The sequence below is a fragment of the Escherichia sp. WS3063 genome (assembly GCF_046486595.1).
Classification (GTDB): Bacteria; Pseudomonadota; Gammaproteobacteria; order Enterobacterales; family Enterobacteriaceae; genus Escherichia; species Escherichia coli.
The window spans coordinates 17933-38765 of the sequence record NZ_JBJQKY010000024.1 but is presented as its reverse complement, the minus strand read 5'-3'; the positions used below and the strand labels follow the sequence as shown (position 1 = coordinate 38765).

Here is a 20833-nt window from a genome sequence, read left to right as displayed (position 1 = left end):
CGCGTGTTAATCCGCTTATGTAAACAATCTTTGGTTTGTGAAATCCGTCGAAACAATTCTTATGCTCAGGCTGGCGAACTAAGCGCCTTGCTATGGGTCACAATGGGCGGTTTCATTTGGCTGACGCTTTGTAGCGGTCATGCGGTTAATACACAGCAGTTGTTAAAACGATAAGAAGTTAGCAGGAGTGCATATGTTTAAGTCTTTTTTCCCAAAGCCGGGAACGTTTTTTCTCTCGGCCTTTGTTTGGGCATTGATTGCCGTTATCTTCTGGCAAGCCGGTGGGGGTGACTGGGTGGCGCGTATCACCGGAGCTTCCGGGCAGATCCCGATTAGCGCCGCGCGTTTCTGGTCGTTGGATTTCCTGATTTTTTACGCTTACTACATTGTTTGCGTAGGACTTTTTGCATTGTTCTGGTTTATCTATAGCCCGCATCGTTGGCAATATTGGTCAATACTCGGTACTGCACTGATCATCTTCGTCACCTGGTTTTTGGTGGAAGTCGGGGTCGCCGTCAACGCCTGGTATGCGCCGTTCTATGATCTGATTCAAACCGCGCTAAGTTCGCCGCATAAAGTCACCATCGAACAATTTTACCGCGAAGTGGGCGTCTTTCTGGGGATTGCGCTGATCGCGGTAGTGATCAGTGTGCTGAACAACTTCTTTGTCAGTCACTACGTGTTCCGCTGGCGTACAGCGATGAACGAATATTACATGGCGAACTGGCAACAACTGCGTCATATCGAAGGTGCCGCACAGCGTGTGCAGGAAGACACCATGCGTTTTGCTTCAACGCTGGAGAATATGGGCGTCAGTTTTATCAACGCCATCATGACGTTGATCGCCTTCCTGCCGGTGCTGGTCACGCTCTCCGCGCATGTGCCGGAGCTGCCGATTGTCGGGCACATTCCGTATGGTCTGGTGATTGCCGCTATCGTCTGGTCGCTGATGGGGACCGGATTACTGGCAGTGGTAGGGATCAAACTGCCGGGGCTGGAGTTTAAAAACCAGCGTGTAGAGGCTGCCTACCGTAAAGAGCTGGTTTATGGTGAAGACGATGCCACGCGCGCGACGCCGCCTACGGTACGCGAGCTTTTTAGCGCCGTACGGAAAAACTATTTCCGCCTCTATTTTCACTATATGTATTTCAATATCGCCCGCATTCTCTATTTGCAGGTCGATAACGTTTTCGGTTTGTTCTTGCTGTTTCCGTCAATTGTTGCCGGTACGATTACGCTCGGCCTGATGACGCAGATTACCAACGTTTTTGGTCAGGTTCGCGGAGCTTTCCAGTACCTGATTAACTCATGGACCACACTGGTTGAGTTGATGTCTATCTACAAACGTCTGCGCAGCTTTGAACATGAGCTGGATGGTGACAAAATTCAGGAAGTAACCCATACCTTGAGCTAAAAAGGAGAAGTAATGTCGCGCGTCAATCATCTATCTTCGCTGTCATTGTTGGCGGTTCTGGTTTTAGCGGGGTGTAGTAGTCAGGCTCCGCAACCGTTGAAAAAGGGCGAAAAAGCGATAGATGTGGCGAGCGTCGTGCGGCAGAAGATGCCTGCGAGCGTGAAAGACCGCGATGCCTGGGCGAAAGATCTCGCCACCACGTTTGAAAGTCAGGGGCTGGCACCGACGCTGGAAAACGTCTGCTCGGTGCTGGCGGTGGCGCAGCAGGAGTCAAATTATCAGGCAGATCCGGCTGTTCCGGGCTTAAGCAAGATCGCCTGGCAAGAGATTGACCGTCGTGCTGAACGGATGCACATTCCTGCTTTTCTGGTGCATACCGCGCTAAAAATCAAATCGCCAAACGGCAAAAGCTATAGCGAACGGTTAGATTCGGTGCGTACTGAAAAGCAATTGAGCGCGATTTTTGACGATCTGATCAGCATGGTGCCAATGGGGCAGACGTTGTTTGGTTCGCTTAATCCGGTGCGCACCGGTGGGCCGATGCAGGTCAGCATTGCCTTTGCCGAACAGCATACCAAAGGGTATCCGTGGAAAATGGACGGTACAGTCCGTCAGGAAGTCTTCAGTCGTCGCGGCGGGTTGTGGTTTGGTACTTACCATTTACTGAATTATCCCGCCAGCTATAGCGCGCCGATATACCGTTTTGCTGATTTTAACGCTGGCTGGTACGCCAGCCGTAATGCCGCGTTTCAGAACGCGGTCAGTAAGGTCAGCGGCGTGAAGCTGGCACTGGACGGTGATTTAATTCGTTACGACAGTAAAGAGCCCGGGAAAACCGAACTGGCAACGCGCAAACTGGCGGGAAAACTGGGGATGAGCGACAGTGAAATTCGCCGCCAGTTAGAGAAAGGGGACAGCTTCTCTTTTGAGGAGACGGCGCTGTACAAGAAAGTTTATCAACTTGCCGAAGCGAAAACGGGTAAATCACTACCCCGCGAAATGTTGCCTGGCATTCAACTGGAAAGCCCGAAAATCACCCGCAACCTGACTACGGCCTGGTTTGCGAAGCGCGTAGACGAACGGCGGGCGCGTTGTATGAAACAGTGATCAAACAGGAATGTCATGCCAGATAAAGCGTTTTAGGTCCTATCTGGCAAGTAAATCTTACTGGCGGCGATGTCGCCAGTGCAGCCATAGCGCCACTACTGCAAAAATGAGGCAGCCAACTAAAAACGGGATCAGCCCGAAAATGGTGCCGACACCTAAACCAATTTCCACCCGTGGGCGACCTGTTTCCTGGACCTGCATTAAACGCTCATAGACGCCGGGCGCATGCACTAGCAGGTTCAGCAATTGCGCCCCAGCCCAAAAGCAAAACAGCACAAACAACGCATAGGCAATATTGCCAGGCGTTGAAGAGGCATTGCGATATTTTCCGCTAAACAGCGATTTTGACAGGGTGAAATCAGCCATAAAAACCTCCGGAAGTCATCTGCTTCTCTTCTGGTGTGATACCAGCGGCTTATGGCAAGTCTGACAGGTCATTAAGATTGTCAATATCAGAATCATGGTAAATTGATGTTGGGAATATTCCCGAAGCGTGAATCTTCGTTGTGAGTCACAAAATGGCAACCTTAAGTTAAATTTATTAACAAATGCGAAAGTGTTGTCTACCCCACAGACAGTTGTTACAGAATATGCAAGGATGTTGTTTTTCGTTAACGGAGCTGCCATGAACTTGCCTGTAAAAATCCGCCGTGACTGGCACTACTATGCGTTCGCCATTGGCCTTATATTCATTCTTAATGGCGTGGTGGGGTTACTGGGATTTGAAGCAAAAGGTTGGCAGACCTATGCCGTCGGTCTGGTGACGTGGGTGATTAGTTTCTGGCTGGCGGGGTTGATTATTCGTCGTCGCGATGAAGAAACTGAAAACGCCCAATAAGAATATTACCGGGCGTTTGAATATTACATTGTGGTTTTCAGTGCGTTATCTGCAGCGTGACGCTCCAGCGCCAGCTCAATCAAACGCGTGATCAGGTCGGTGTAACCCAGACCGCTGGCTTGCCACAACTTCGGATACATACTGATGTTGGTGAAGCCAGGCAGGGTGTTGATCTCGTTGATCACCACTTCGTTCTCTGGGGTTAAAAACACGTCTACACGCGCCATGCCTGCGCATCCCAACGTTTGATAGGCCTGAACGGCAATCGCCCGGATCTTATCGTTGATTTCTGGCGCAATGGCTGCCGGAACAACCACTTTCGCGCCATCTTCGTCAATGTACTTGGTGTCGTAGGCATAAAAATCGCTGGTTAGTACGATCTCGCCACAGGTGCTGGCTTGCGGATTGTCGTTGCCCAGAACTGCGCATTCGATCTCACGACCTTTGATCCCTTGCTCAACGATCACTTTATGGTCGAACTCGAACGCCAGATCGACGGCAATTGCGTACTGTTCTTCACTGGTTACTTTGCTGACACCAACAGAAGAGCCCTGATTAGCCGGTTTTACAAACAGCGGTAACCCCAGTTTAGACTCCACTTCGGCAAAACTGATGTTGTGACGATTAGCGCGCGTCAGGGTAATAAATGGCGCAATGTTCAGCCCGGCATCGCGCAGCAGACGTTTGGTGACATCTTTATCCATACAGGCCGCTGAAGCCAGAACATCAGAACCTACAAACGGTAAATTGGCGACCCGCAGCATTCCCTGCAAGGAACCATCTTCGCCCAGCGTACCGTGGACAATCGGGAAAATGACATCCACCGTCGGCAACGGCTGACCGTTTTGCGCGTCGATAAGCTGATGTTCATGTTTACCAGGCACCTGCGCAAGGCTGGTCGCCGAAGGGCGCAACGCAATATGGGCAGGATCGTCTGCATTTAGCAGATAATTGCTGGCATCGCTGACGTGCCATTGCCCTTGTTTATCAATGCCCAGCAGCACAACGTCGAAGCGACTTTTATCAATGGCATCGACAATGTTTTTTGCCGATTGCAGAGACACTTCATGTTCCGCTGATTTACCACCAAAAACGATTCCTACCCGCAGTTTTTCCATCTTAAAAACCTATCCCGTCTAACACAAAGTGCATACATTACCACGACAAAACGGGGGATTCGCGGCCTTCTGACAGAATGTTGCAATCTTCTGCTGACAAAGCGTGCAACGTACTGGTGAAGAAAGTGCGTTATCTCAATGATGTGCGCAAGATCACAAAAATGATGAACGGGAAGCTAATTTATTCCTGGCTTGTATGGCCATGCAGTGAGTTTTTTTCTCTTAATTATAAGTTAACGAAGAGAATATATTTCATAACTTTTATTTATAATAAAGGTTGATAATTAAAAGCCTATATTTTGTGTGGGTAATTATTAAAATAAGAGAAACGTTTCGCTGGTAATCAAACAAAAAATATTTGCGCAAAGTATTTCCTTTGTCATAAAAATAATACTTCCAGACACTATGAAGTTGTGAAACATAATGTTAACTTCTCCATACTTTGGATAAGGAAATACAGACATGAAAAATCTCATTGCTGAGTTGTTATTTAAGCTTGCCCAAAAAGAAGAAGAGTCGAAAGAACTGTGTGCGCAGGTAGAAGCTTTGGAGATTATCGTCACGGCAATGCTTCGCAATATGGCGCAAAATGACCAACAGAGGTTGATTGATCAGGTAGAGGGGGCGCTGTACGAGGTAAAGCCCGATGCCAGCATTCCTGACGACGATACGGAGCTGCTGCGCAATTATGTAAAGAAGTTATTGAAGCATCCTCGTCAGTAAAAAGTTAATCTTTTCAACAGCTGTCATAAAGCTGTCACGGCCGAGACTTATAGTCGCTTTGTTTTTATTTTTAATGTATTTGTACATGGAGAAAATAAAGTGAAACAAAGCACTATTGCACTGGCACTCTTACCGTTACTGTTTTCCCCTGTGACAAAAGCCCGGACACCAGAAATGCCTGTTCTGGAAAACCGGGCTGCTCAGGGCGATATTACTGCGCCCGGCGGTGCTCGCCGCTTAACGGGTGATCAGACCGCCGCTCTGCGTGATTCTCTTAGCGATAAACCTGCAAAAAATATTATTTTGCTGATTGGCGATGGGATGGGGGACTCGGAAATTACTGCCGCACGCAATTATGCCGAAGGTGCGGGCGGCTTTTTTAAAGGTATCGATGCCTTACCGCTTACCGGACAATACACACACTATGCGCTGAATAAAAAAACCGGCAAACCGGACTACGTCACCGACTCGGCTGCATCAGCAACCGCCTGGTCAACTGGTGTCAAAACCTATAACGGCGCGCTGGGCGTCGATATTCACGAAAAAGATCACCCAACGATTCTGGAAATGGCAAAAGCCGCAGGTCTGGCGACCGGTAACGTTTCTACCGCAGAGTTGCAGGATGCCACGCCCGCTGCGCTGGTGGCGCATGTGACCTCGCGCAAATGCTACGGTCCGAGTGCGACCAGTGAAAAATGTCCGGGTAACGCTCTGGAAAAAGGCGGAAAAGGATCGATTACCGAACAGCTGCTTAACGCCCGTGCCGATGTTACGCTTGGCGGCGGTGCAAAAACCTTTGCTGAAACGGCAACCGCCGGTGAATGGCAGGGAAAAACGCTGCGTGAACAGGCACTGGCGCGTGGTTATCAGTTGGTGAGCGATGCTGCCTCGCTAAATGCGGTGACGGAAGCGAATCAGCAAAAACCCCTATTAGGACTGTTTGCTGACGGCAATATGCCAGTGCGCTGGCAAGGACCGAAAGCAACGTACCACGGTAATATAGATAAGTCCGCAGTCACCTGTACACCTAATCCGCAACGTAATGACAGCGTACCGACCCTGGCGCAGATGACCGACAAAGCCATTGAATTGTTGAGTAAAAATGAGAAAGGCTTTTTCCTGCAAGTTGAAGGTGCATCAATCGATAAACAGGATCACGCTGCGAATCCTTGTGGGCAAATTGGCGAGACGGTCGATCTCGATGAAGCCGTACAACGTGCGCTGGAATTCGCTAAAAAGGATGGCAACACGCTGGTCATAGTCACCGCTGATCACGCCCACGCCAGCCAGATTGTCGCGCCGGACACCAAAGCGCCGGGCCTCACCCAGGCGCTAAATACCAAAGATGGCGCAGTGATGGTGATGAGTTACGGGAACTCCGAAGAGGATTCACAAGAACATACCGGCAGTCAGTTGCGTATTGCAGCGTATGGCCCACATGCCGCCAATGTCGTTGGACTGACCGACCAGACCGATCTCTTCTACACCATGAAAGCCGCCCTGGGGCTGAAATAAAACCGCGCCCGGCGGTGAATTTTCGCTGTCGGGTGGTTTTTTTGCTGTTAGCAACCAGACTTAATGGCAGATCACGGGCGCAAACGCTCATGGTTAAAACATGAAGAGGGATGGTGCTATGAAAATAACATTACTGGTTACCTTGCTTTTCGGACTGGTTTTTTTAACCACCGTCGGCGCTGCCGAGAGAACCTTAACCCCGCAACAACAGCGTATGACCTCCTGTAATCAGCAGGCGACGGCGCAGGCGTTGAAAGGGGATGCTCGTAAGACCTACATGAGTGATTGCCTGAAGAACAGCAAGTCTGCGCCTGGTGAAAAAAGTTTGACGCCACAGCAGCAAAAGATGCGCGAATGTAATAATCAAGCAACGCAACAATCTCTGAAAGGGGATGATCGTAATAAGTTTATGAGCGCCTGCCTCAAGAAAGCCGCCTGATACCTGATAGTGCTAACGGGTGAGCTACGAAAATGGCTCACCCGAAATTTCATACTTCTGCCTTTAGCCCCGTCTCTATAATTTGGGAAAATTGTTTCTGAATGTTCCCAAAAATAATGAATGATGAAAACTTTTTCAAAAAAGCGGCGGCGCATGGGGAGGAACCTCCTTTAACTCCTCAAAACGAACATCAGCGATCCGGGCTGCGCTTCGCCCGTCGCGTCAGACTACCCCGCGCGGTTGGCCTGGCTGGCATGTTCTTACCGATTGCTTCAACGCTGGTTTCGCACCCGCCGCCGGGCTGGTGGTGGCTGGTGTTGGTCGGCTGGGCGTTCGTCTGGCCGCATTTAGCCTGGCAGATAGCGAGCAGGGCCGTCGATCCGCTTAGCCGGGAAATTTACAACTTAAAAACCGATGCAGTATTAGCGGGAATGTGGGTAGGCGTAATGGGCGTAAACGTGCTGCCTTCCACCGCGATGTTGATGATTATGTGTCTGAATTTGATGGGGGCAGGCGGCCCCCGTCTGTTTGTCGCGGGTCTATTGTTGATGGTGGTTTCCTGCCTTGTCACCCTCGAACTGACGGGCATCACCGTGTCGTTCAATAGTGCGCCGCTGGAATGGTGGCTCTCCCTTCCCATTATCGTCATTTATCCTCTGCTGTTTGGCTGGGTCAGCTACCAGACGGCGACTAAACTGGCGGAACATAAACGCAGGTTGCAGGTCATGAGTACCCGCGACGGTATGACGGGCGTGTATAACCGACGTCATTGGGAAACTATGTTACGCAATGAATTTGATAACTGTCGGCGGCATAACCGCGATGCGACATTACTGATTATCGATATCGACCATTTCAAGAGCATCAACGATACCTGGGGCCATGATGTGGGCGATGAAGCGATTGTGGCGCTTACCCGACAGTTACAAATAACCCTGCGCGGTAGCGATGTGATTGGTCGGTTTGGCGGCGATGAGTTTGCGGTAATCATGTCCGGTACGCCAGCTGAGAGCGCCATTACCGCCATGTTACGAGTGCATGAAGGGCTAAATACATTACGTCTGCCGAATACGCCACAGGTAACTTTACGGATTAGTGTTGGGGTTGCGCCGCTGAACCCACAAATGAGTCACTATCGTGAGTGGTTGAAATCGGCAGATTTGGCGCTTTACAAAGCAAAGAAAGCCGGACGTAACCGCACCGAAGTGGCGGCCTGACGTCCGGCAAAAGTCATCAGGATTTACTGAGTTTTTCTGATTTTTCCATACACTTCGTCATCGCTTCGATCACTGCGGCACGGAAGCCTTTCTCTTCCAGTACGCGTACCGCCTCAATGGTGGTGCCTCCCGGTGAGCAGACCATATCTTTCAGTGCCCCTGGATGTTCTCCCGTTTCCAGCACCATTTTTGCGGAACCCATTACCGCCTGAGCGGCAAATTTATACGCCTGGGCGCGTGGCATCCCGCCCAGCACGGCGGCGTCGGCCATCGCTTCGATAAACATAAAGACGTAGGCTGGCGAAGAACCGCTCACACCGACCACCGGGTGGATCATCGGCTCGGCAATTACTTCCGCTTCGCCAAAGCAGCGGAAAATATTCAGCACATCAGCGGTATCTTCTGGGGTTACCAGCGCGTTTGGCGTTACGGAGGTCATCCCGGCATTAACCAGCGCGGGAGTGTTCGGCATGGCGCGGATAATTTTCCGGTCATGGCCCAGCGCGCGGGCAAGCTGGTCGAGTGTGATACCTGCAGCAATAGAAACGACCAGAGAGTCTTTATTCAGGCTGGAGGTGATTTCGCTAAGCACTTTAATCATGATGCCAGGTTTAACGGCGGCAAAAATGATGTCGGCGATTTGCGCTACTTCTTGCGCCGATTCTGCGGCGTTGATGCCGAACTGGTCATGCAGGGCGGCGACTTTATCCGGGGAGGGGGTATATACCCAGATTTGCCCTGGAAGCACCTGACCGCTGGCAATCAGACCGCCGAGAATGGCTTTTCCCATATTGCCGCAGCCAATAAAACCGATTTTCTTTTCCATTGCCTCACTCCTGCCGTGAAATTCATTGTTTTGATAATCGCTGGCAGAAGCATAAACAGAACTATGCCGGAAGGCAAAAGCGCGACACAATAGAGGATTACCCAACAAAGGATGACTTTATGACAATTTGGGTGGATGCCGACGCGTGTCCCAATGTAATTAAAGAGATTTTGTATCGCGCGGCGGAACGTATGCAGATGCCGCTGGTACTGGTAGCAAACCAGAGTTTACGCGTGCCGCCATCGCGATTTATTCGTACGCTGCGCGTCGCGGCAGGTTTCGACGTTGCCGATAACGAAATTGTCCGGCAGTGTGAAGCGGGCGATTTGGTGATCACCGCAGATATACCTTTGGCTGCTGAAGCCATCGAGAAAGGCGCGGCGGCGCTTAATCCTCGCGGCGAACGTTATACGCCAGCGACCATTCGTGAGCGCCTGACGATGCGCGATTTTATGGATACCTTACGTGCCAGTGGGATCCAGACCGGGGGACCAGATAGCCTTTCACAACGTGACCGCCAGGCCTTTGCCGCGGAGCTGGAGAAGTGGTGGCTGGAAGTGCAACGTAGTCGTGGCTAAATGTAATTTATTATTTACACTTCATTCTTGAATATTTATTGGTATAGTAAGGGATGTATTGAGATTTCCACCTTAAGTGGAATTTTTTCTTTACAATCGAAATTGTACTAGTTTGATGGTATGATCGCTATTCTCATGACACCGGCTTTCGCCGCATTGCGACCTATTGGGGAAAACCCACGATGACACAACCTCTTTTTCTGATCGGGCCTCGGGGCTGTGGTAAAACAACGGTCGGAATGGCCCTTGCCGATTCGCTTAACCGTCGGTTTGTTGATACCGATCAGTGGTTGCAATCACAGCTCAATATGACGGTCGCGGAGATCGTCGAAAGGGAAGAGTGGGCGGGATTCCGTGCCAGAGAAACGGCGGCGCTGGAAGCGGTAACTGCGCCATCCACCGTTATCGCTACAGGCGGCGGCATTATTCTGACGGAATTTAATCGTCACTTCATGCAAAATAACGGGATCGTGGTTTATTTGTGTGCGCCAGTATCAGTCCTGGTTAACCGACTGCAAGCTGCACCGGAAGAAGATTTACGGCCAACCTTAACGGGAAAACCGCTGAGCGAAGAAGTTCAGGAAGTGCTGGAAGAACGCGATGTGCTATATCGCGAAGTTGCGCATATTATTATCGACGCAACAAACGAACCCAGCCAGGTGATTTCTGAAATTCGCAGTGCCCTGGCACAGACGATCAATTGTTGATTTTCGAGCGCCTATACTTAACGTTCATCCCGTGAAATAAGGAAGAACGATGCCAACGAAACCGCCTTATCCTCGTGAAGCATATATAGTGACGATTGAAAAAGGAAAACCAGGACAGACGGTAACCTGGTACCAACTCAGAGCCGATCATCCTAAACCAGACTCGTTGATCAGTGAACATCCGACCGCTCAGGAAGCGATGGATGCGAAAAAACGCTATGAGGACCCTGACAAAGAGTGACCGCATCAGACTGCTCGGAAGGGATTCTGAGTGCCACCACAAGGGATCTGCGTCACATTTTTCACAATTCATGTTTTTCAAATAATTAGAATATTAAACAATAACAATCCATTACTGGAATCATTTGGAATCTTTACATTATGCCGTGCAGGTCTGCTGCTACGCTTTTTGTCATTTGTAGCACAGGTAAGTGTCAGCAGTGGTGCTTAGCGCTTGCCCGGTAATTAACGACGAAATAAAAGTAAGGTGGAAGAACAATGAGTGCGTCGTTGGCGATCCTGACCATCGGCATTGTACCTATGCAGGAAGTTTTGCCGCTCCTGACAGAATACATTGACGAAGATAATATTTCCCATCATAGCCTGCTGGGGAAGTTAAGCCGCGAAGAAGTGATGGCGGAGTACGCGCCAGAAGCAGGTGAAGACACAATTCTCACATTATTAAATGACAACCAGCTGGCCCATGTTTCGCGTCGCAAAGTGGAACGAGACCTGCAAGGTGTGGTTGAAGTGCTCGATAATCAGGGTTATGACGTCATTTTATTAATGAGTACAGCAAACATTAGTAGTATGACTGCGCGTAATACGATCTTTCTTGAGCCGTCGCGAATATTGCCTCCGCTGGTTTCCTCTATTGTTGAAGATCATCAGGTGGGGGTTATCGTACCGGTTGAGGAGTTGCTGACCGTTCAGGCGCAAAAATGGCAAATTTTGCAGAAACCGCCAGTATTTTCATTGGGTAACCCCATTCATGATTCGGAACAAAAAATCATTGATGCCGGGAAAGAATTACTGGCAAAAGGTGCAGATGTCATCATGCTGGATTGTTTGGGATTTAACCAGCGTCATCGCGATTTACTGCAAAAACAGCTCGATGTTCCTGTCTTGCTCTCTAACGTATTGATTGCACGGCTGGCTGCGGAATTACTGGTGTAATTTTGCGTGACAGCCAGCGCCTCTGGCCCCTATAGTGAAGTAGATGTTCAACTACCAGACAGGGCCAGTTTATGCTTCAAAGTAATGAGTACTTTTCCGGCAAAGTGAAATCGATCGGCTTTTCCAGCAGCAGCACTGGTCGCGCCAGCGTGGGTGTTATGGTTGAAGGCGAATACACCTTCAGCACCGCTGAGCCTGAAGAGATGACGGTAATCAGTGGCGCGCTGAATGTGTTACTGCCTGACGCGACCGACTGGCAAGTGTATGAAGCCGGTTCGGTGTTTAATGTTCCCGGTCACAGCGAGTTTCATCTGCAAGTTGCCGAACCCACCTCTTATCTGTGCCGCTATCTGTAATTTCTCGCCTTCCCCTTGAACGGGAGGGCATTTTTCTGAAATGTCCTCTCTTTAACCCATAATAATATTTCCTTTGCTAGGATTTTTTCGATTTCCGATATATTCATAATTCATCAAGGTTGATATAAATATCAGCGAAGATCTCCAGATATTGTTGCGGAACTGGCGACGATAAAAGATAAATCAGATGATGAATGGTGGCGTGCATTGCTGCAAAGTCGCAATGATCATTTGCGCCAAACGGCATTGCGCAACGCACATACCCCGGCGTCTTTGTTAACGACATTGACTGAGCCTCAGGATCGGGCGTTGGTTATTAATAATCCACAGTTGGCTGCCGATGTGAAAACGATGTGATTAAAAGAGGATCCATCATTACTCTTATTTGTCGATCAACCCGATCTTTCGCTGTTACGTGATTTAGTGAAAACCGGGGCAACGCGGAAAATTCGCAGTGAAGCGCGTCACCGGCTTGAGGAAAAACAATGACACAACGCCCATGGAGCAAGTTACAACGGGAGATCTATGACATACTGACGCCAACGATCAACCTGCAAATTCACTGTACCCGTTATCCCATGCGCAGCCAAAATGGTGGAAGCACCGATTTACCTCGTTATTGGATCACGTTGGATAAAAACGTGGTCTGGGATTACCCGAAAGACTTTATTGCAGGTAACGGTGGAGTGCGTAATTTTCACGGTGAAACTTGCTGGTATCCATACCTGACGGATATTTGTTCAATTTCAGATTTATTGCGTGAATATATTGATACCCCAAAAGCGGAGCTGTTAACAAAACAATTTACCAGCGATAAATGGGGGTTAGTGAATATTCTGCGTGCTGCTGACAGGCGAATAGGGATGAGACGATTAGATCAGTTACGGCGTAAGACGCATAATATTGCTGCGCTAAAAATTATTGCCCGCCGTAGCGAATGATTATATGCCTGGTGTGGATTCGTACGCCGGATAAGACGCCGCAGGCGTCGCATCCGGCATTAAAGGCAAATCAGCAATTAACGTTGTGCTTCGCCACCTAATCCTTCAATCAGGTTTTGAATTAACGCTGCCAGTTCACCAGTCATCAGGATGAAATCGGCATCAAAGCGCTGGGCGAAATCTTCACGGTCGATATCTTCGTTTTGATCGCGCAGCTCGTCGCAAAACTTCAGACGCTTGAGCGAACCATCGTCGCACATCACAAACTGAATGCGCTGCTGCCAGTCAAGCGCCAGTTTAGTCACCACTTTTCCGGCTTCAATGTGGTTGGTGATCTCTTCGCTGGTCAGATCTTGTTTCTTCGCGCGGATCACGCCGCCATCTTCCAGCAACGATTTCAGCTCGGCTTCATCAAGCAGCTGGAAACCCTGTGCCGTGCTGCCGGAACGTACCCATTCGGTCAGCGTCAGTTCAATCGGGTTTTCCATGCTCAATGGTACAACCGGTAACGACCCCAGGCTTTTACGCAACAGTGCCAGCGTATCTTCCGCTTTTTTGGCGCTGGCGCAGTCCACCATAATCAAACCGTTAACCGTGTCGATCCACATCATTGTCTGGCTAAAACGGCTGAAAGCACGCGGTAGCAGAGAGTGCAGCACTTCGTCTTTCAGCGAATCTTTTTCGGTTTTCTTCAGCTTACGCGCCTGTTCCGCTTCCAGTTTGGCGATTTTCGCTTCCAGCGCCTGTTTAATCACCGGAGACGGGAGGATTTTTTCTTCTTTGCGCGCGCAGATAACAATTTGACCATTGGCAACGTGCGTTAACGCATCGCTGTGCGATCCCATCGGAGGAACCCAGCCCATCTTCGCCATGTCCTGGCTGCCGCATGGGGTAAATGCCATCGAGGCTAGCTGTTTTTCCATCTCTTCTGCACGCAGCAAAATCTCGCGGCTAAGACGGTAAACCATTAAATTTTTGAACCACAGCATGATAATTTCCACGGCCTTGTCGTTAAATTTAGCGGGCATGATAACGAATTGTCGGCGGCCTTGCATTGCCAATCCGGTTGTCCGTCTCTACGCTATTGATATTGAAAAAAATAAGGAGAGTACCGTGCGTATAGGTATCGATTTAGGCGGCACCAAAACTGAAGTGATTGCACTGGGCGATGCAGGGGAGCAGTTGTACCGCCATCGTCTGCCCACGCCGCGTGATGATTACCGGCAGACTATTGAAACGATCGCCACGTTGGTTGATATGGCGGAGCAGGCGACAGGGCAGCGCGGAACGGTAGGTATGGGCATTCCTGGCTCAATTTCGCCTTACACCGGCGTGGTGAAGAATGCCAATTCAACCTGGCTCAACGGTCAGCCATTCGATAAAGACTTAAGCGCGAGGTTGCAGCGGGAAGTGCGGCTGGCAAATGACGCCAACTGTCTGGCGGTTTCAGAAGCAGTAGATGGCGCGGCAGCGGGAGCGCAGACGGTATTTGCCGTGATTATCGGCACGGGATGCGGCGCGGGCGTGGCATTCAATGGGCGGGCGCATATCGGCGGCAATGGCACGGCAGGTGAGTGGGGACACAATCCGCTACCGTGGATGGACGAAGACGAACTGCGTTATCGCGAGGAAGTCCCTTGTTATTGCGGTAAACAAGGTTGTATTGAAACCTTTATTTCGGGCACGGGATTCGCGACGGATTATCGTCGTTTGAGCGGACATGCGCTGAAAGGCAGTGAAATTATCCGCCTGGTTGAAGAAAGCGATCCGGTAGCGGAACTGGCATTGCGTCGCTACGAGCTGCGGCTGGCAAAATCGCTGGCACATGTCGTGAATATTCTCGATCCGGATGTGATTGTCCTGGGGGGCGGGATGAGCAATGTAGACCGTTTATATCAAACGGTTCCGCAGTTGATTAAACAATTTGTCTTCGGCGGCGAATGTGAAACGCCGGTGCGTAAGGCGAAGCACGGTGATTCCAGCGGCGTACGCGGCGCTGCGTGGTTATGGCCACAAGAGTAAAAAACCCAGGCAATTGGCGCATCATGCTTGCCGCGTCTTATCAGGCCTGCAAAATGTGCCGGAACCGCAGGCCGATAACGCGTTCATGCCGCATCCGGCAATAAGCAACGCGCAACGTGACTGCAATCTACCCCACTGGTTTCGCCAGCACCGGACTATCCGCCGCTTGCTGGCGCTTATAGCGACCATACAGCAGCAACGACGACATCGCAGCAAACGAAAGCAGGGCGGCAGGCAGCGCCACGTAATTATATGCCAGCCCCAGCGTCAGCATCATACCACCGCAATATGCGCCGACGGCGCTACCGAGGTTAAACGCTATTTGCCCACCTGCGGCACCTAATAACTCTCCGCCTTTGGCGTTTTGCAGTAACAATATTTGCAGAGGTGCTGAAAGGGCAAATAATCCCGCGCAACAAATAAAAGCAAAAATAAGCGACGTTATTTTCATGCCGCCGCAGAAAAAAAGCATCAGCAGTGCCAGTACAATGATAAAGTCAGTCACTGCTGCAATGCGCAGTGGTGAATAACGTCCTGAAATCCGGCCACTTAGCACATTCCCCAGCACCATCCCTAGCCCCACTAACATCATAATAAAGGTCATCGCCGTTTCCGAAAAACCGGAAATAAACATCATGTATGGCTTTACGTAGCTGAACCAGGCAAACACACCTGCGTTGCCAAACATCGTAGCGGCGAAAATTAACCACGGGGCAGGGCTGCGTAAAAAGTGAAATTGTTCGCGTAGTTTTCCTTTCGCCTCGTCGCGAATATCCGGCACCCAAAAATAGACCGATGCCATCACCGCAATATTAAAAACAGCGATCAACAAAAAGGTGTAGCGCCAGCTAAATTCCTGACTTAAATACGTTCCCAGTGGAATGCCCAGCAAATTGGCGACTGTCATCCCGGAAACCATCCCTGCCACGGCGGCGGTGACTTTGCCGGGTTTGATAATTTTTGATAACACGATCGCGCCGACGCCAAAAAATGCACCATGCGGAAAGCCGGAAACCAGCCGACCAATGGCGAGCATCAGGTAAGACGAAGAGAGCGTGAACATGGCGTTACCAATGACGCACAACGCCACCAGAAACAACAAGATATGTTTGAGTGAGTAGCGGCTGGAAAAGAGTGCGATGATTGGCGCACCGACCACCACCCCCAGCGCATAATACGAGATCATATGCCCGGCGGCAGGAATCGAAATTCCTACGTTATGCGCCAGCTCCGTGAGCACGCCCATAATGCCAAATTCGGCCATTCCCAAACCAAACGTGCCCAGAGCCAAAGATAAAATGACTTTTTTCATACCACCATCACAACCACCAGAACGGCTACTAATCACCGTAGCCAATAAAGTGATAGCTTGCAGGATAACGACCAGCGAGGCCAAGAGATAATTCGCCCCTCTGTATTCATTATCCTGCTGAATAGTTATTTCACTGCAAACGCACTTTCCAGTTTGCTGTAGCCCAGTCCGTTGATCTTCTTCACTTTGATCTGCACCGGAATACGCTCTTTCATCGCTTCAACGTGGCTAATCACACCGATGGTTTTGCCACTGGCATTCAGGGCATCCAGCGCATCAAGGGCGGTATCCAGCGTTTCGCTATCCAGTGTGCCAAAACCTTCATCAAGGAACAGCGAGTCAATACGCGTTTTATGGCTGACCAGATCTGAAAGCGCCAGTGCCAGCGCCAGACTGACGAGGAAACTTTCGCCGCCGGAAAGGGTACGGGTATCGCGTACCGCATCTGCCTGCCAGGTATCAACAACCTCGACTTCCAGCGCCTCGCTGGCTTTGCGCTGTAACAGATAGCGCCCGTGCAGCCGGGTAAGTTGCTGATTAGCGAGATGGACTAAATTATCCAGCGTCAGCCCCTGGGCAAACTTGCGGAATTTATCGCCCTCTTTGGAACCTATTAGCGAATTCAGATATCCCCAGTCCTCAACCTGCTGCGTCATTTGAGCAATTTGCTGCATTAAGGTTTGTTGTTGCTGACGGTTGTCTGCATCCTGCTTCAGCTGCTGGCGAATCTCGCCCTGACTGGTGGTATTTTCACGCAACTTTTGCTGAGTTTGCGCTAACTCTTGCTGAATCTGCTCCACCGTCACACTGAGATCCAGGCCGTCAGGTCGGTGTTGCTGATGCTGTGCCAGCGCTTCTGCTGTCTGAGTGACCAGCGTTTGCGCCTGACGGCGCTGGTTTTCCAGATTCTGCTTGAGCTGTTCCAGTTGCGTTAGTGTTTGTTCATCCATTAGCGCCGCAAGGAACGCCTGCTGATCGTCAAAGACGCTGGCCTGTAGCGCGGTGTCAAACTGCGCCTGGGCTTTTTGCAGACTTTGCGCCGCCAGAATGTCCTGTTGCTGTAACGTCTGCTGCTGGCTGTGTAATGCGAGACATTGTTCATGAACCTGCCGCCAGTTTTCCAGCACCACAGTTTCTTCGCTGTGCGGGAGTTCATCACTTTGCGGCAACGTTTCCAGAATCGGCGTCAGTTGCTGAATACGGTTTTGCAGCGCGGTTAATTCGTTCTGGCGTTGCTGCCAGCGCTGCGCTTCTTGCTGACGCGCCGCCAACCAGCTCTCTTCTTCATCTTCCTGTGGCAATGTCAGTGCATAACCCGCCAATGCCGTTAAGAGCTGCTGCTGGCGTTGTTCAATTTGCTGTTGATACTGGATAATTTGCTGATTATGCGCGGCAATCTGCCCTTGTAATTCATGCCGTTGGCTGAGTAACCGCAGCTGGCGTTCGTGCTCATCTTGTGCATCCAGCCACGGTTGAATATCGTCCTGTGGCTGCAAGGTGATATTGAGGCTGGCCATGACGGCTTGCCATTGTTGAGTAAGTGCTTGCTCATCTTGTCGGAGGCTTTGCGCTTCGTTTTCATCACGCTGAAGTTGCTTTGTTAAGGCGTCCAGTTGCCCACGTAGCGTCGCACCTTCTTCACCGAGCTTTTTAACTTCGTTTTCCAGCGCCAGTAATCGAGACTGATTAACGCCAGGCTCCAGCGCCTGATACGCCTCGACCGCCGGGTGGCTGGTGGAACCACAAAGTGGACAAGGCTGACCCGCCTGTAACTGCGCGCGCTGGGCTTCCAGCGTTTTGATGCGTGCTTCCTGCTCGCAAATGGTTTTGACATCGGCAAGTTGCTGCATCTTTTCTTTATAACGCTGGCGCATTTCGTTAAGTGCGGCGTTACGTTGCGTCTGTTCCAGAGTGACATTCTGGATAGCGACCTGTAACTGCGCCAGACGTTTTTGTTGGGGAACAATCTGTCCATGCAGCGCGACCAGGCGCTGACGCAGTGGGCGTTGATCAGCATGTTGCGCCTGGGCGCTAGCAACTTCATCGGCGGTTAACGTCAACGTGATCGCCGCAAGCGCATTAAGTTTTTGCTCAGCATGGGTTAACTGTTGCTGCCATTGCCGCAGATGCTCGCGATCGCTGGTTTGTTGGGAGAACTGCGCACGCCAACCCGCCAGTTCGTTGTTCCACTGACGGAAACGGTCGTGTTCCTGTAACCAGGCATTCAGGCTTTGTTGCTGCTGCTGTAATTCTGCAGACTGCTTCGCCGCGTGGTGACGAATGTTCGCACGAAGCGCCATTGTGCTCTGTAAGCGAGTATTTACTTCTTCAATCTGCTGGCGAGTATGCGCCAGCGCCGTGCTGTGTTCTGCGATGCGTTCCCAGTGCGGACGAAGATTTCGTGCCGGTTGTGCCAGACTGAGCGCCGCAAGTTGAGGTTGCGCTTTTTCTTCTTCGGCTAATGCCTGTTGCAAGGCCTGTTGACGGCGGCTGGCTTCTTGCTGCAATTCGTCCAGACGCGTTAACCAGTTTAGTGATTGTTGTTCTTGCTGCTGCGCGGTAAGTAACTGTTTTTCTTCGTCAGTAAGTACCTGCAAACTCGCTGTCAGCGATTGCACTTGTTCTGGCGTGAGCAACGCGACGCCGCTGGCCTGCGCTTGCAGCTTCTCCAGCTCTGTGCGGGCCGATTTGTGCTGCTCAAAAACCATCGCAGAGATTTTCCCGTAGATTTCAGTGCCGGTTAACTCCTCGAGCAATTCCGCGCGTTCTTTGGGTTTGGCATTCAGGAAGGCAGCAAATTGCCCCTGCGAAAGCAGCATCGAACGGGTGAAGCGCCCGTAATCCAGTCCGGTTAACGTCGCCGTCAGTTCCAGCTTATCTTTCACTTTGTCGGCGAGAATTTTGCCGTCTGCGCAGCGCGCCAGCTCTACGCGTGGCACCTGCAAATTACCGTCCGGCTGGTTACGCGCCCGATTCTGGCTCCAGAACGCGCGATACGCTTCACCTTTGACTTCAAACTCCACTTCCGCCAGACATTCGGCGGTATCGCGAGTCATGAGATCATTTTGCGATTGTGAAACGTTAGAGAGGCGCGGGGTTTCGTGATACAGCGCCAGACAAATGGCGTCCAGCAGGGTGGTTTTCCCCGCACCGGTTGGGCCGGTAATAGCAAACAGCCCGTTGCTGGCGAACGGCTCGCGGGTGAAATCAATCTTCCATTCGCCTTTTAATGAGTTCAGGTTTTTCAGGCGCAGGCTGAGAATTTTCATGCTTCGTGTTCTCCGGCGAGGCTATGCAATGTCGTGGCGAAAAGATGCTGCAGACGTTGCTGCTGTGATTCATCCAGTTCTTCCAGTGCCAGACGGCGATTGAACACCTCTTCGACGCTGAGTTCGCTGAGGGTTTCACGCTGTTGGCTGGCTAACACACGCTCGCGCTGTTCACGACTCCGGCGTACCAGCAATACTTCGACAGGCAATGATTCGGTTAATGCCTGGATTTTGCGCTGAATATCATGCAGATACTCATCAGTAGTGATTTCGATATCCAGCCAGACAGGCGGCTCCTGTGATACATCGCGCCACTGTTCCAGCTGTGCGGTAATCGACGCCAGATCGCCTTTCAGCACCGCCATGGGTTGCGTTACCGGTACGTTCAGGTTTTCCACGTTCTCTAATTTGCCGTTTGAAAATGTCACCAGATGGACATATTTACTCTTACCGCATTCATCAAAACTCAGTGGTATGGGGGAACCGCAATAGCGAACATGTTCCATGCCGCCAATAATCTGCGCGCGGTGAATATGCCCGAGCGCGATGTAGTCGGCTGGTGGAAAGTTTTGTGCCGGAAACGCGTCCAGCGTGCCAATATAAATGTCACGCACGGCGTCACTTTTACTGGCACCCACGGTCGTTAAATGTCCCGTGGCGATGATGGGCAGAGGCTGATCGCCGCGCAGTTTGCAGGCATCGGCATAATGTTGTTGATAATAATCAGTAATAGCCGCCAGCAAATGCTGCTGTTTTTCAATACCGTTAAGCCCCGCCTGGCTGGTAATAATGTCACGCGGGCGTAAAAAAGGTATGGGACACAGCACTGCGCCTGGCGTCCCGTCGCGACGAGGCAAGATTTGCGGCGCATGTCCGGCGCTGGCGACCACGGTAGTATTGAGGAACGCCATGATATCGCGCGATTCATTCAGCGTGGCGACCGAGTCATGGTTTCCTGCCAGTACCACCAGATGACAGCCAGTTTGCTGTAAATTGACAACAAAACGGTTGTATAACGTGCGGGCGTAACTGGGCGGCGAGCCGGTATCGAAAACATCACCGGCAACAATAATCGCATCCACCTGATGGATCTGTGCTGTCTCCAGCAGCCAGTCAAGAAAAGCCTGATGTTCGGCTTCGCGGCTCTTACTGTAGAAGTTCTGGCCGAGATGCCAGTCTGAGGTGTGAAGGATGCGCATAACGGTTCCCTGGCGAAAAAGCATGGGCGCGATTATACCCAAACAGATGTGCCATTTGCTTTTTTCTGCGCCACGG

22 protein-coding genes and 1 pseudogene are annotated in these 20833 nt (G+C 50.9%); 16 read left to right on the top strand and 7 right to left on the bottom strand.

Going from position 1 to position 20833, the window contains the following annotated elements:
• Positions 1 to 193 precede the first annotated feature (193 nt).
• Together sbmA and yaiW are read left to right on the top strand one after the other, a co-directional pair.
• Positions 194 to 1414: a peptide antibiotic transporter SbmA gene (sbmA, locus tag ACJHYW_RS19485; protein WP_001304845.1), complete on the top strand. Its 1221-nt coding sequence runs from the start codon at positions 194 to 196 to the stop codon at positions 1412 to 1414.
• A gap of 12 nt (positions 1415 to 1426) precedes the next feature.
• Entirely contained in the window at positions 1427 to 2521 is a 1095-nt protein-coding gene (gene yaiW / locus ACJHYW_RS19480) for a surface-exposed outer membrane lipoprotein YaiW (protein ID WP_000092047.1), read from the top strand.
• Between the two features lie 57 nt (positions 2522 to 2578).
• On the opposite strand, the gene ACJHYW_RS19475 is transcribed toward yaiW, so the two are convergent.
• Positions 2579 to 2887, bottom strand: coding sequence for a YaiY family protein (locus tag ACJHYW_RS19475; protein WP_000763151.1), 309 nt, complete (start codon positions 2885 to 2887; stop codon positions 2579 to 2581).
• A gap of 259 nt (positions 2888 to 3146) precedes the next feature.
• Here ACJHYW_RS19475 and ACJHYW_RS19470 point away from each other — a divergent pair, with 259 nt between their 5' ends.
• Entirely contained in the window at positions 3147 to 3359 is a 213-nt protein-coding gene (locus ACJHYW_RS19470; RefSeq protein WP_001295334.1) for a DUF2754 domain-containing protein, read from the top strand.
• 23 nt (positions 3360 to 3382) lie between these two features.
• On the opposite strand, the gene ddlA is transcribed toward ACJHYW_RS19470, so the two are convergent.
• Positions 3383 to 4477 (bottom strand): D-alanine--D-alanine ligase, encoded by a 1095-nt coding sequence (ddlA, locus tag ACJHYW_RS19465; RefSeq protein WP_000413677.1) that lies wholly within the window; start codon positions 4475 to 4477, stop codon positions 3383 to 3385.
• A 77-nt stretch (positions 4478 to 4554) separates the two neighbouring features.
• Between ddlA and ACJHYW_RS19460 the strand changes: the two genes are divergently transcribed.
• From ACJHYW_RS19460 to adrA, 5 genes are all read left to right on the top strand, one after another.
• Entirely contained in the window at positions 4555 to 4758 is a 204-nt protein-coding gene (locus ACJHYW_RS19460; protein WP_001317654.1) for a hypothetical protein, read from the top strand.
• A gap of 181 nt (positions 4759 to 4939) precedes the next feature.
• Complete coding sequence (gene iraP, locus ACJHYW_RS19455; RefSeq protein WP_000792975.1) at positions 4940 to 5200, top strand: anti-adapter protein IraP; 261 nt, start codon at positions 4940 to 4942, stop codon at positions 5198 to 5200.
• A 99-nt stretch (positions 5201 to 5299) separates the two neighbouring features.
• Entirely contained in the window at positions 5300 to 6715 is a 1416-nt protein-coding gene (gene phoA / locus ACJHYW_RS19450) for an alkaline phosphatase (RefSeq protein WP_000814387.1), read from the top strand.
• A 118-nt stretch (positions 6716 to 6833) separates the two neighbouring features.
• Positions 6834 to 7154: a phosphate starvation-inducible protein PsiF gene (psiF, locus tag ACJHYW_RS19445; RefSeq protein WP_001295332.1), complete on the top strand. Its 321-nt coding sequence runs from the start codon at positions 6834 to 6836 to the stop codon at positions 7152 to 7154.
• A gap of 101 nt (positions 7155 to 7255) precedes the next feature.
• The gene (gene adrA / locus ACJHYW_RS19440; RefSeq protein WP_000484038.1) at positions 7256 to 8371 is read left to right on the top strand and encodes a diguanylate cyclase AdrA; all 1116 of its coding nucleotides are present in this window, start codon (positions 7256 to 7258) and stop codon (positions 8369 to 8371) included.
• Positions 8372 to 8387: 16 nt separating this feature from the next.
• Here adrA and proC read toward each other — a convergent pair whose 3' ends face one another.
• A complete protein-coding gene (gene proC, locus ACJHYW_RS19435; RefSeq protein WP_001304841.1) occupies positions 8388 to 9197 on the bottom strand; it encodes a pyrroline-5-carboxylate reductase in 810 nt (269 codons plus the stop codon).
• 119 nt (positions 9198 to 9316) lie between these two features.
• On the opposite strand from proC, the gene ACJHYW_RS19430 reads away from it, so the two are divergent.
• From ACJHYW_RS19430 to ACJHYW_RS19400, 7 genes and pseudogenes are all read left to right on the top strand, one after another.
• Complete coding sequence (locus ACJHYW_RS19430; RefSeq protein WP_000158159.1) at positions 9317 to 9775, top strand: YaiI/YqxD family protein; 459 nt, start codon at positions 9317 to 9319, stop codon at positions 9773 to 9775.
• A gap of 182 nt (positions 9776 to 9957) precedes the next feature.
• Complete coding sequence (gene aroL, locus ACJHYW_RS19425; protein WP_000193395.1) at positions 9958 to 10482, top strand: shikimate kinase AroL; 525 nt, start codon at positions 9958 to 9960, stop codon at positions 10480 to 10482.
• A 49-nt stretch (positions 10483 to 10531) separates the two neighbouring features.
• A complete protein-coding gene (gene yaiA / locus ACJHYW_RS19420) occupies positions 10532 to 10723 on the top strand; it encodes a protein YaiA (RefSeq protein ID WP_001142439.1) in 192 nt (63 codons plus the stop codon).
• A gap of 257 nt (positions 10724 to 10980) precedes the next feature.
• The gene (locus tag ACJHYW_RS19415; RefSeq protein ID WP_001276417.1) at positions 10981 to 11658 is read left to right on the top strand and encodes an AroM family protein; all 678 of its coding nucleotides are present in this window, start codon (positions 10981 to 10983) and stop codon (positions 11656 to 11658) included.
• A gap of 71 nt (positions 11659 to 11729) precedes the next feature.
• Positions 11730 to 12014 (top strand): pyrimidine/purine nucleoside phosphorylase, encoded by a 285-nt coding sequence (gene ppnP / locus ACJHYW_RS19410; RefSeq protein WP_000941942.1) that lies wholly within the window; start codon positions 11730 to 11732, stop codon positions 12012 to 12014.
• A gap of 147 nt (positions 12015 to 12161) precedes the next feature.
• Positions 12162 to 12503 (top strand): annotated as a pseudogene (locus tag ACJHYW_RS19405) (DUF2773 domain-containing protein); the annotation flags it as partial.
• Positions 12500 to 12955: a hypothetical protein gene (locus tag ACJHYW_RS19400; protein ID WP_061092858.1), complete on the top strand. Its 456-nt coding sequence runs from the start codon at positions 12500 to 12502 to the stop codon at positions 12953 to 12955. The pseudogene ACJHYW_RS19405 and the gene ACJHYW_RS19400, both read left to right, overlap by 4 nt.
• A gap of 77 nt (positions 12956 to 13032) precedes the next feature.
• Here the strand turns inward: ACJHYW_RS19400 and rdgC are convergent, their stop codons facing one another.
• Entirely contained in the window at positions 13033 to 13944 is a 912-nt protein-coding gene (gene rdgC, locus ACJHYW_RS19395) for a recombination-associated protein RdgC (protein WP_061092860.1), read from the bottom strand.
• 124 nt (positions 13945 to 14068) lie between these two features.
• Between rdgC and mak the strand changes: the two genes are divergently transcribed.
• The gene (mak, locus tag ACJHYW_RS19390; RefSeq protein ID WP_001219315.1) at positions 14069 to 14977 is read left to right on the top strand and encodes a fructokinase; all 909 of its coding nucleotides are present in this window, start codon (positions 14069 to 14071) and stop codon (positions 14975 to 14977) included.
• Positions 14978 to 15104: 127 nt separating this feature from the next.
• On the opposite strand, the gene araJ is transcribed toward mak, so the two are convergent.
• From araJ to sbcD, 3 genes are all read right to left on the bottom strand, one after another.
• Positions 15105 to 16289 carry an MFS transporter AraJ gene (araJ, locus tag ACJHYW_RS19385; protein ID WP_024179523.1) on the bottom strand — a complete coding sequence of 395 codons (1185 nt, stop codon included), beginning with the start codon at positions 16287 to 16289 and terminating at the stop codon, positions 15105 to 15107.
• A gap of 125 nt (positions 16290 to 16414) precedes the next feature.
• Complete coding sequence (sbcC, locus tag ACJHYW_RS19380; protein ID WP_000698851.1) at positions 16415 to 19558, bottom strand: exonuclease subunit SbcC; 3144 nt, start codon at positions 19556 to 19558, stop codon at positions 16415 to 16417.
• Positions 19555 to 20757, bottom strand: a complete 1203-nt coding sequence (gene sbcD / locus ACJHYW_RS19375; protein WP_001221293.1) for an exonuclease subunit SbcD — start codon at positions 20755 to 20757, stop codon at positions 19555 to 19557. The genes sbcC and sbcD overlap by 4 nt, the downstream gene beginning before the upstream one ends.
• Between the last annotated feature and the right edge of the window lie 76 nt (positions 20758 to 20833).

What these genes read in the sequence shown, in the direction of transcription:
- sbmA (WP_001304845.1), top strand. Translation starts at nt 194, where the DNA reads ATGTTTAAGTCTTTTTTCCCAAAGCCGGGAACGTTTTTTCTCTCGGCC.
- yaiW (WP_000092047.1), top strand. Translation starts at nt 1,427, where the DNA reads ATGTCGCGCGTCAATCATCTATCTTCGCTGTCATTGTTGGCGGTTCTG.
- ACJHYW_RS19475 (WP_000763151.1), bottom strand. Translation starts at nt 2,887, where the DNA reads ATGGCTGATTTCACCCTGTCAAAATCGCTGTTTAGCGGAAAATATCGC.
- ACJHYW_RS19470 (WP_001295334.1), top strand. Translation starts at nt 3,147, where the DNA reads ATGAACTTGCCTGTAAAAATCCGCCGTGACTGGCACTACTATGCGTTC.
- ddlA (WP_000413677.1), bottom strand. Translation starts at nt 4,477, where the DNA reads ATGGAAAAACTGCGGGTAGGAATCGTTTTTGGTGGTAAATCAGCGGAA.
- ACJHYW_RS19460 (WP_001317654.1), top strand. Translation starts at nt 4,555, where the DNA reads ATGTTGCAATCTTCTGCTGACAAAGCGTGCAACGTACTGGTGAAGAAA.
- iraP (WP_000792975.1), top strand. Translation starts at nt 4,940, where the DNA reads ATGAAAAATCTCATTGCTGAGTTGTTATTTAAGCTTGCCCAAAAAGAA.
- psiF (WP_001295332.1), top strand. Translation starts at nt 6,834, where the DNA reads ATGAAAATAACATTACTGGTTACCTTGCTTTTCGGACTGGTTTTTTTA.
- adrA (WP_000484038.1), top strand. Translation starts at nt 7,256, where the DNA reads ATGTTCCCAAAAATAATGAATGATGAAAACTTTTTCAAAAAAGCGGCG.
- proC (WP_001304841.1), bottom strand. Translation starts at nt 9,197, where the DNA reads ATGGAAAAGAAAATCGGTTTTATTGGCTGCGGCAATATGGGAAAAGCC.
- ACJHYW_RS19430 (WP_000158159.1), top strand. Translation starts at nt 9,317, where the DNA reads ATGACAATTTGGGTGGATGCCGACGCGTGTCCCAATGTAATTAAAGAG.
- aroL (WP_000193395.1), top strand. Translation starts at nt 9,958, where the DNA reads ATGACACAACCTCTTTTTCTGATCGGGCCTCGGGGCTGTGGTAAAACA.
- yaiA (WP_001142439.1), top strand. Translation starts at nt 10,532, where the DNA reads ATGCCAACGAAACCGCCTTATCCTCGTGAAGCATATATAGTGACGATT.
- ACJHYW_RS19415 (WP_001276417.1), top strand. Translation starts at nt 10,981, where the DNA reads ATGAGTGCGTCGTTGGCGATCCTGACCATCGGCATTGTACCTATGCAG.
- ppnP (WP_000941942.1), top strand. Translation starts at nt 11,730, where the DNA reads ATGCTTCAAAGTAATGAGTACTTTTCCGGCAAAGTGAAATCGATCGGC.
- ACJHYW_RS19400 (WP_061092858.1), top strand. Translation starts at nt 12,500, where the DNA reads ATGACACAACGCCCATGGAGCAAGTTACAACGGGAGATCTATGACATA.
- rdgC (WP_061092860.1), bottom strand. Translation starts at nt 13,944, where the DNA reads ATGCTGTGGTTCAAAAATTTAATGGTTTACCGTCTTAGCCGCGAGATT.
- araJ (WP_024179523.1), bottom strand. Translation starts at nt 16,289, where the DNA reads ATGAAAAAAGTCATTTTATCTTTGGCTCTGGGCACGTTTGGTTTGGGA.
- sbcC (WP_000698851.1), bottom strand. Translation starts at nt 19,558, where the DNA reads ATGAAAATTCTCAGCCTGCGCCTGAAAAACCTGAACTCATTAAAAGGC.
- sbcD (WP_001221293.1), bottom strand. Translation starts at nt 20,757, where the DNA reads ATGCGCATCCTTCACACCTCAGACTGGCATCTCGGCCAGAACTTCTAC.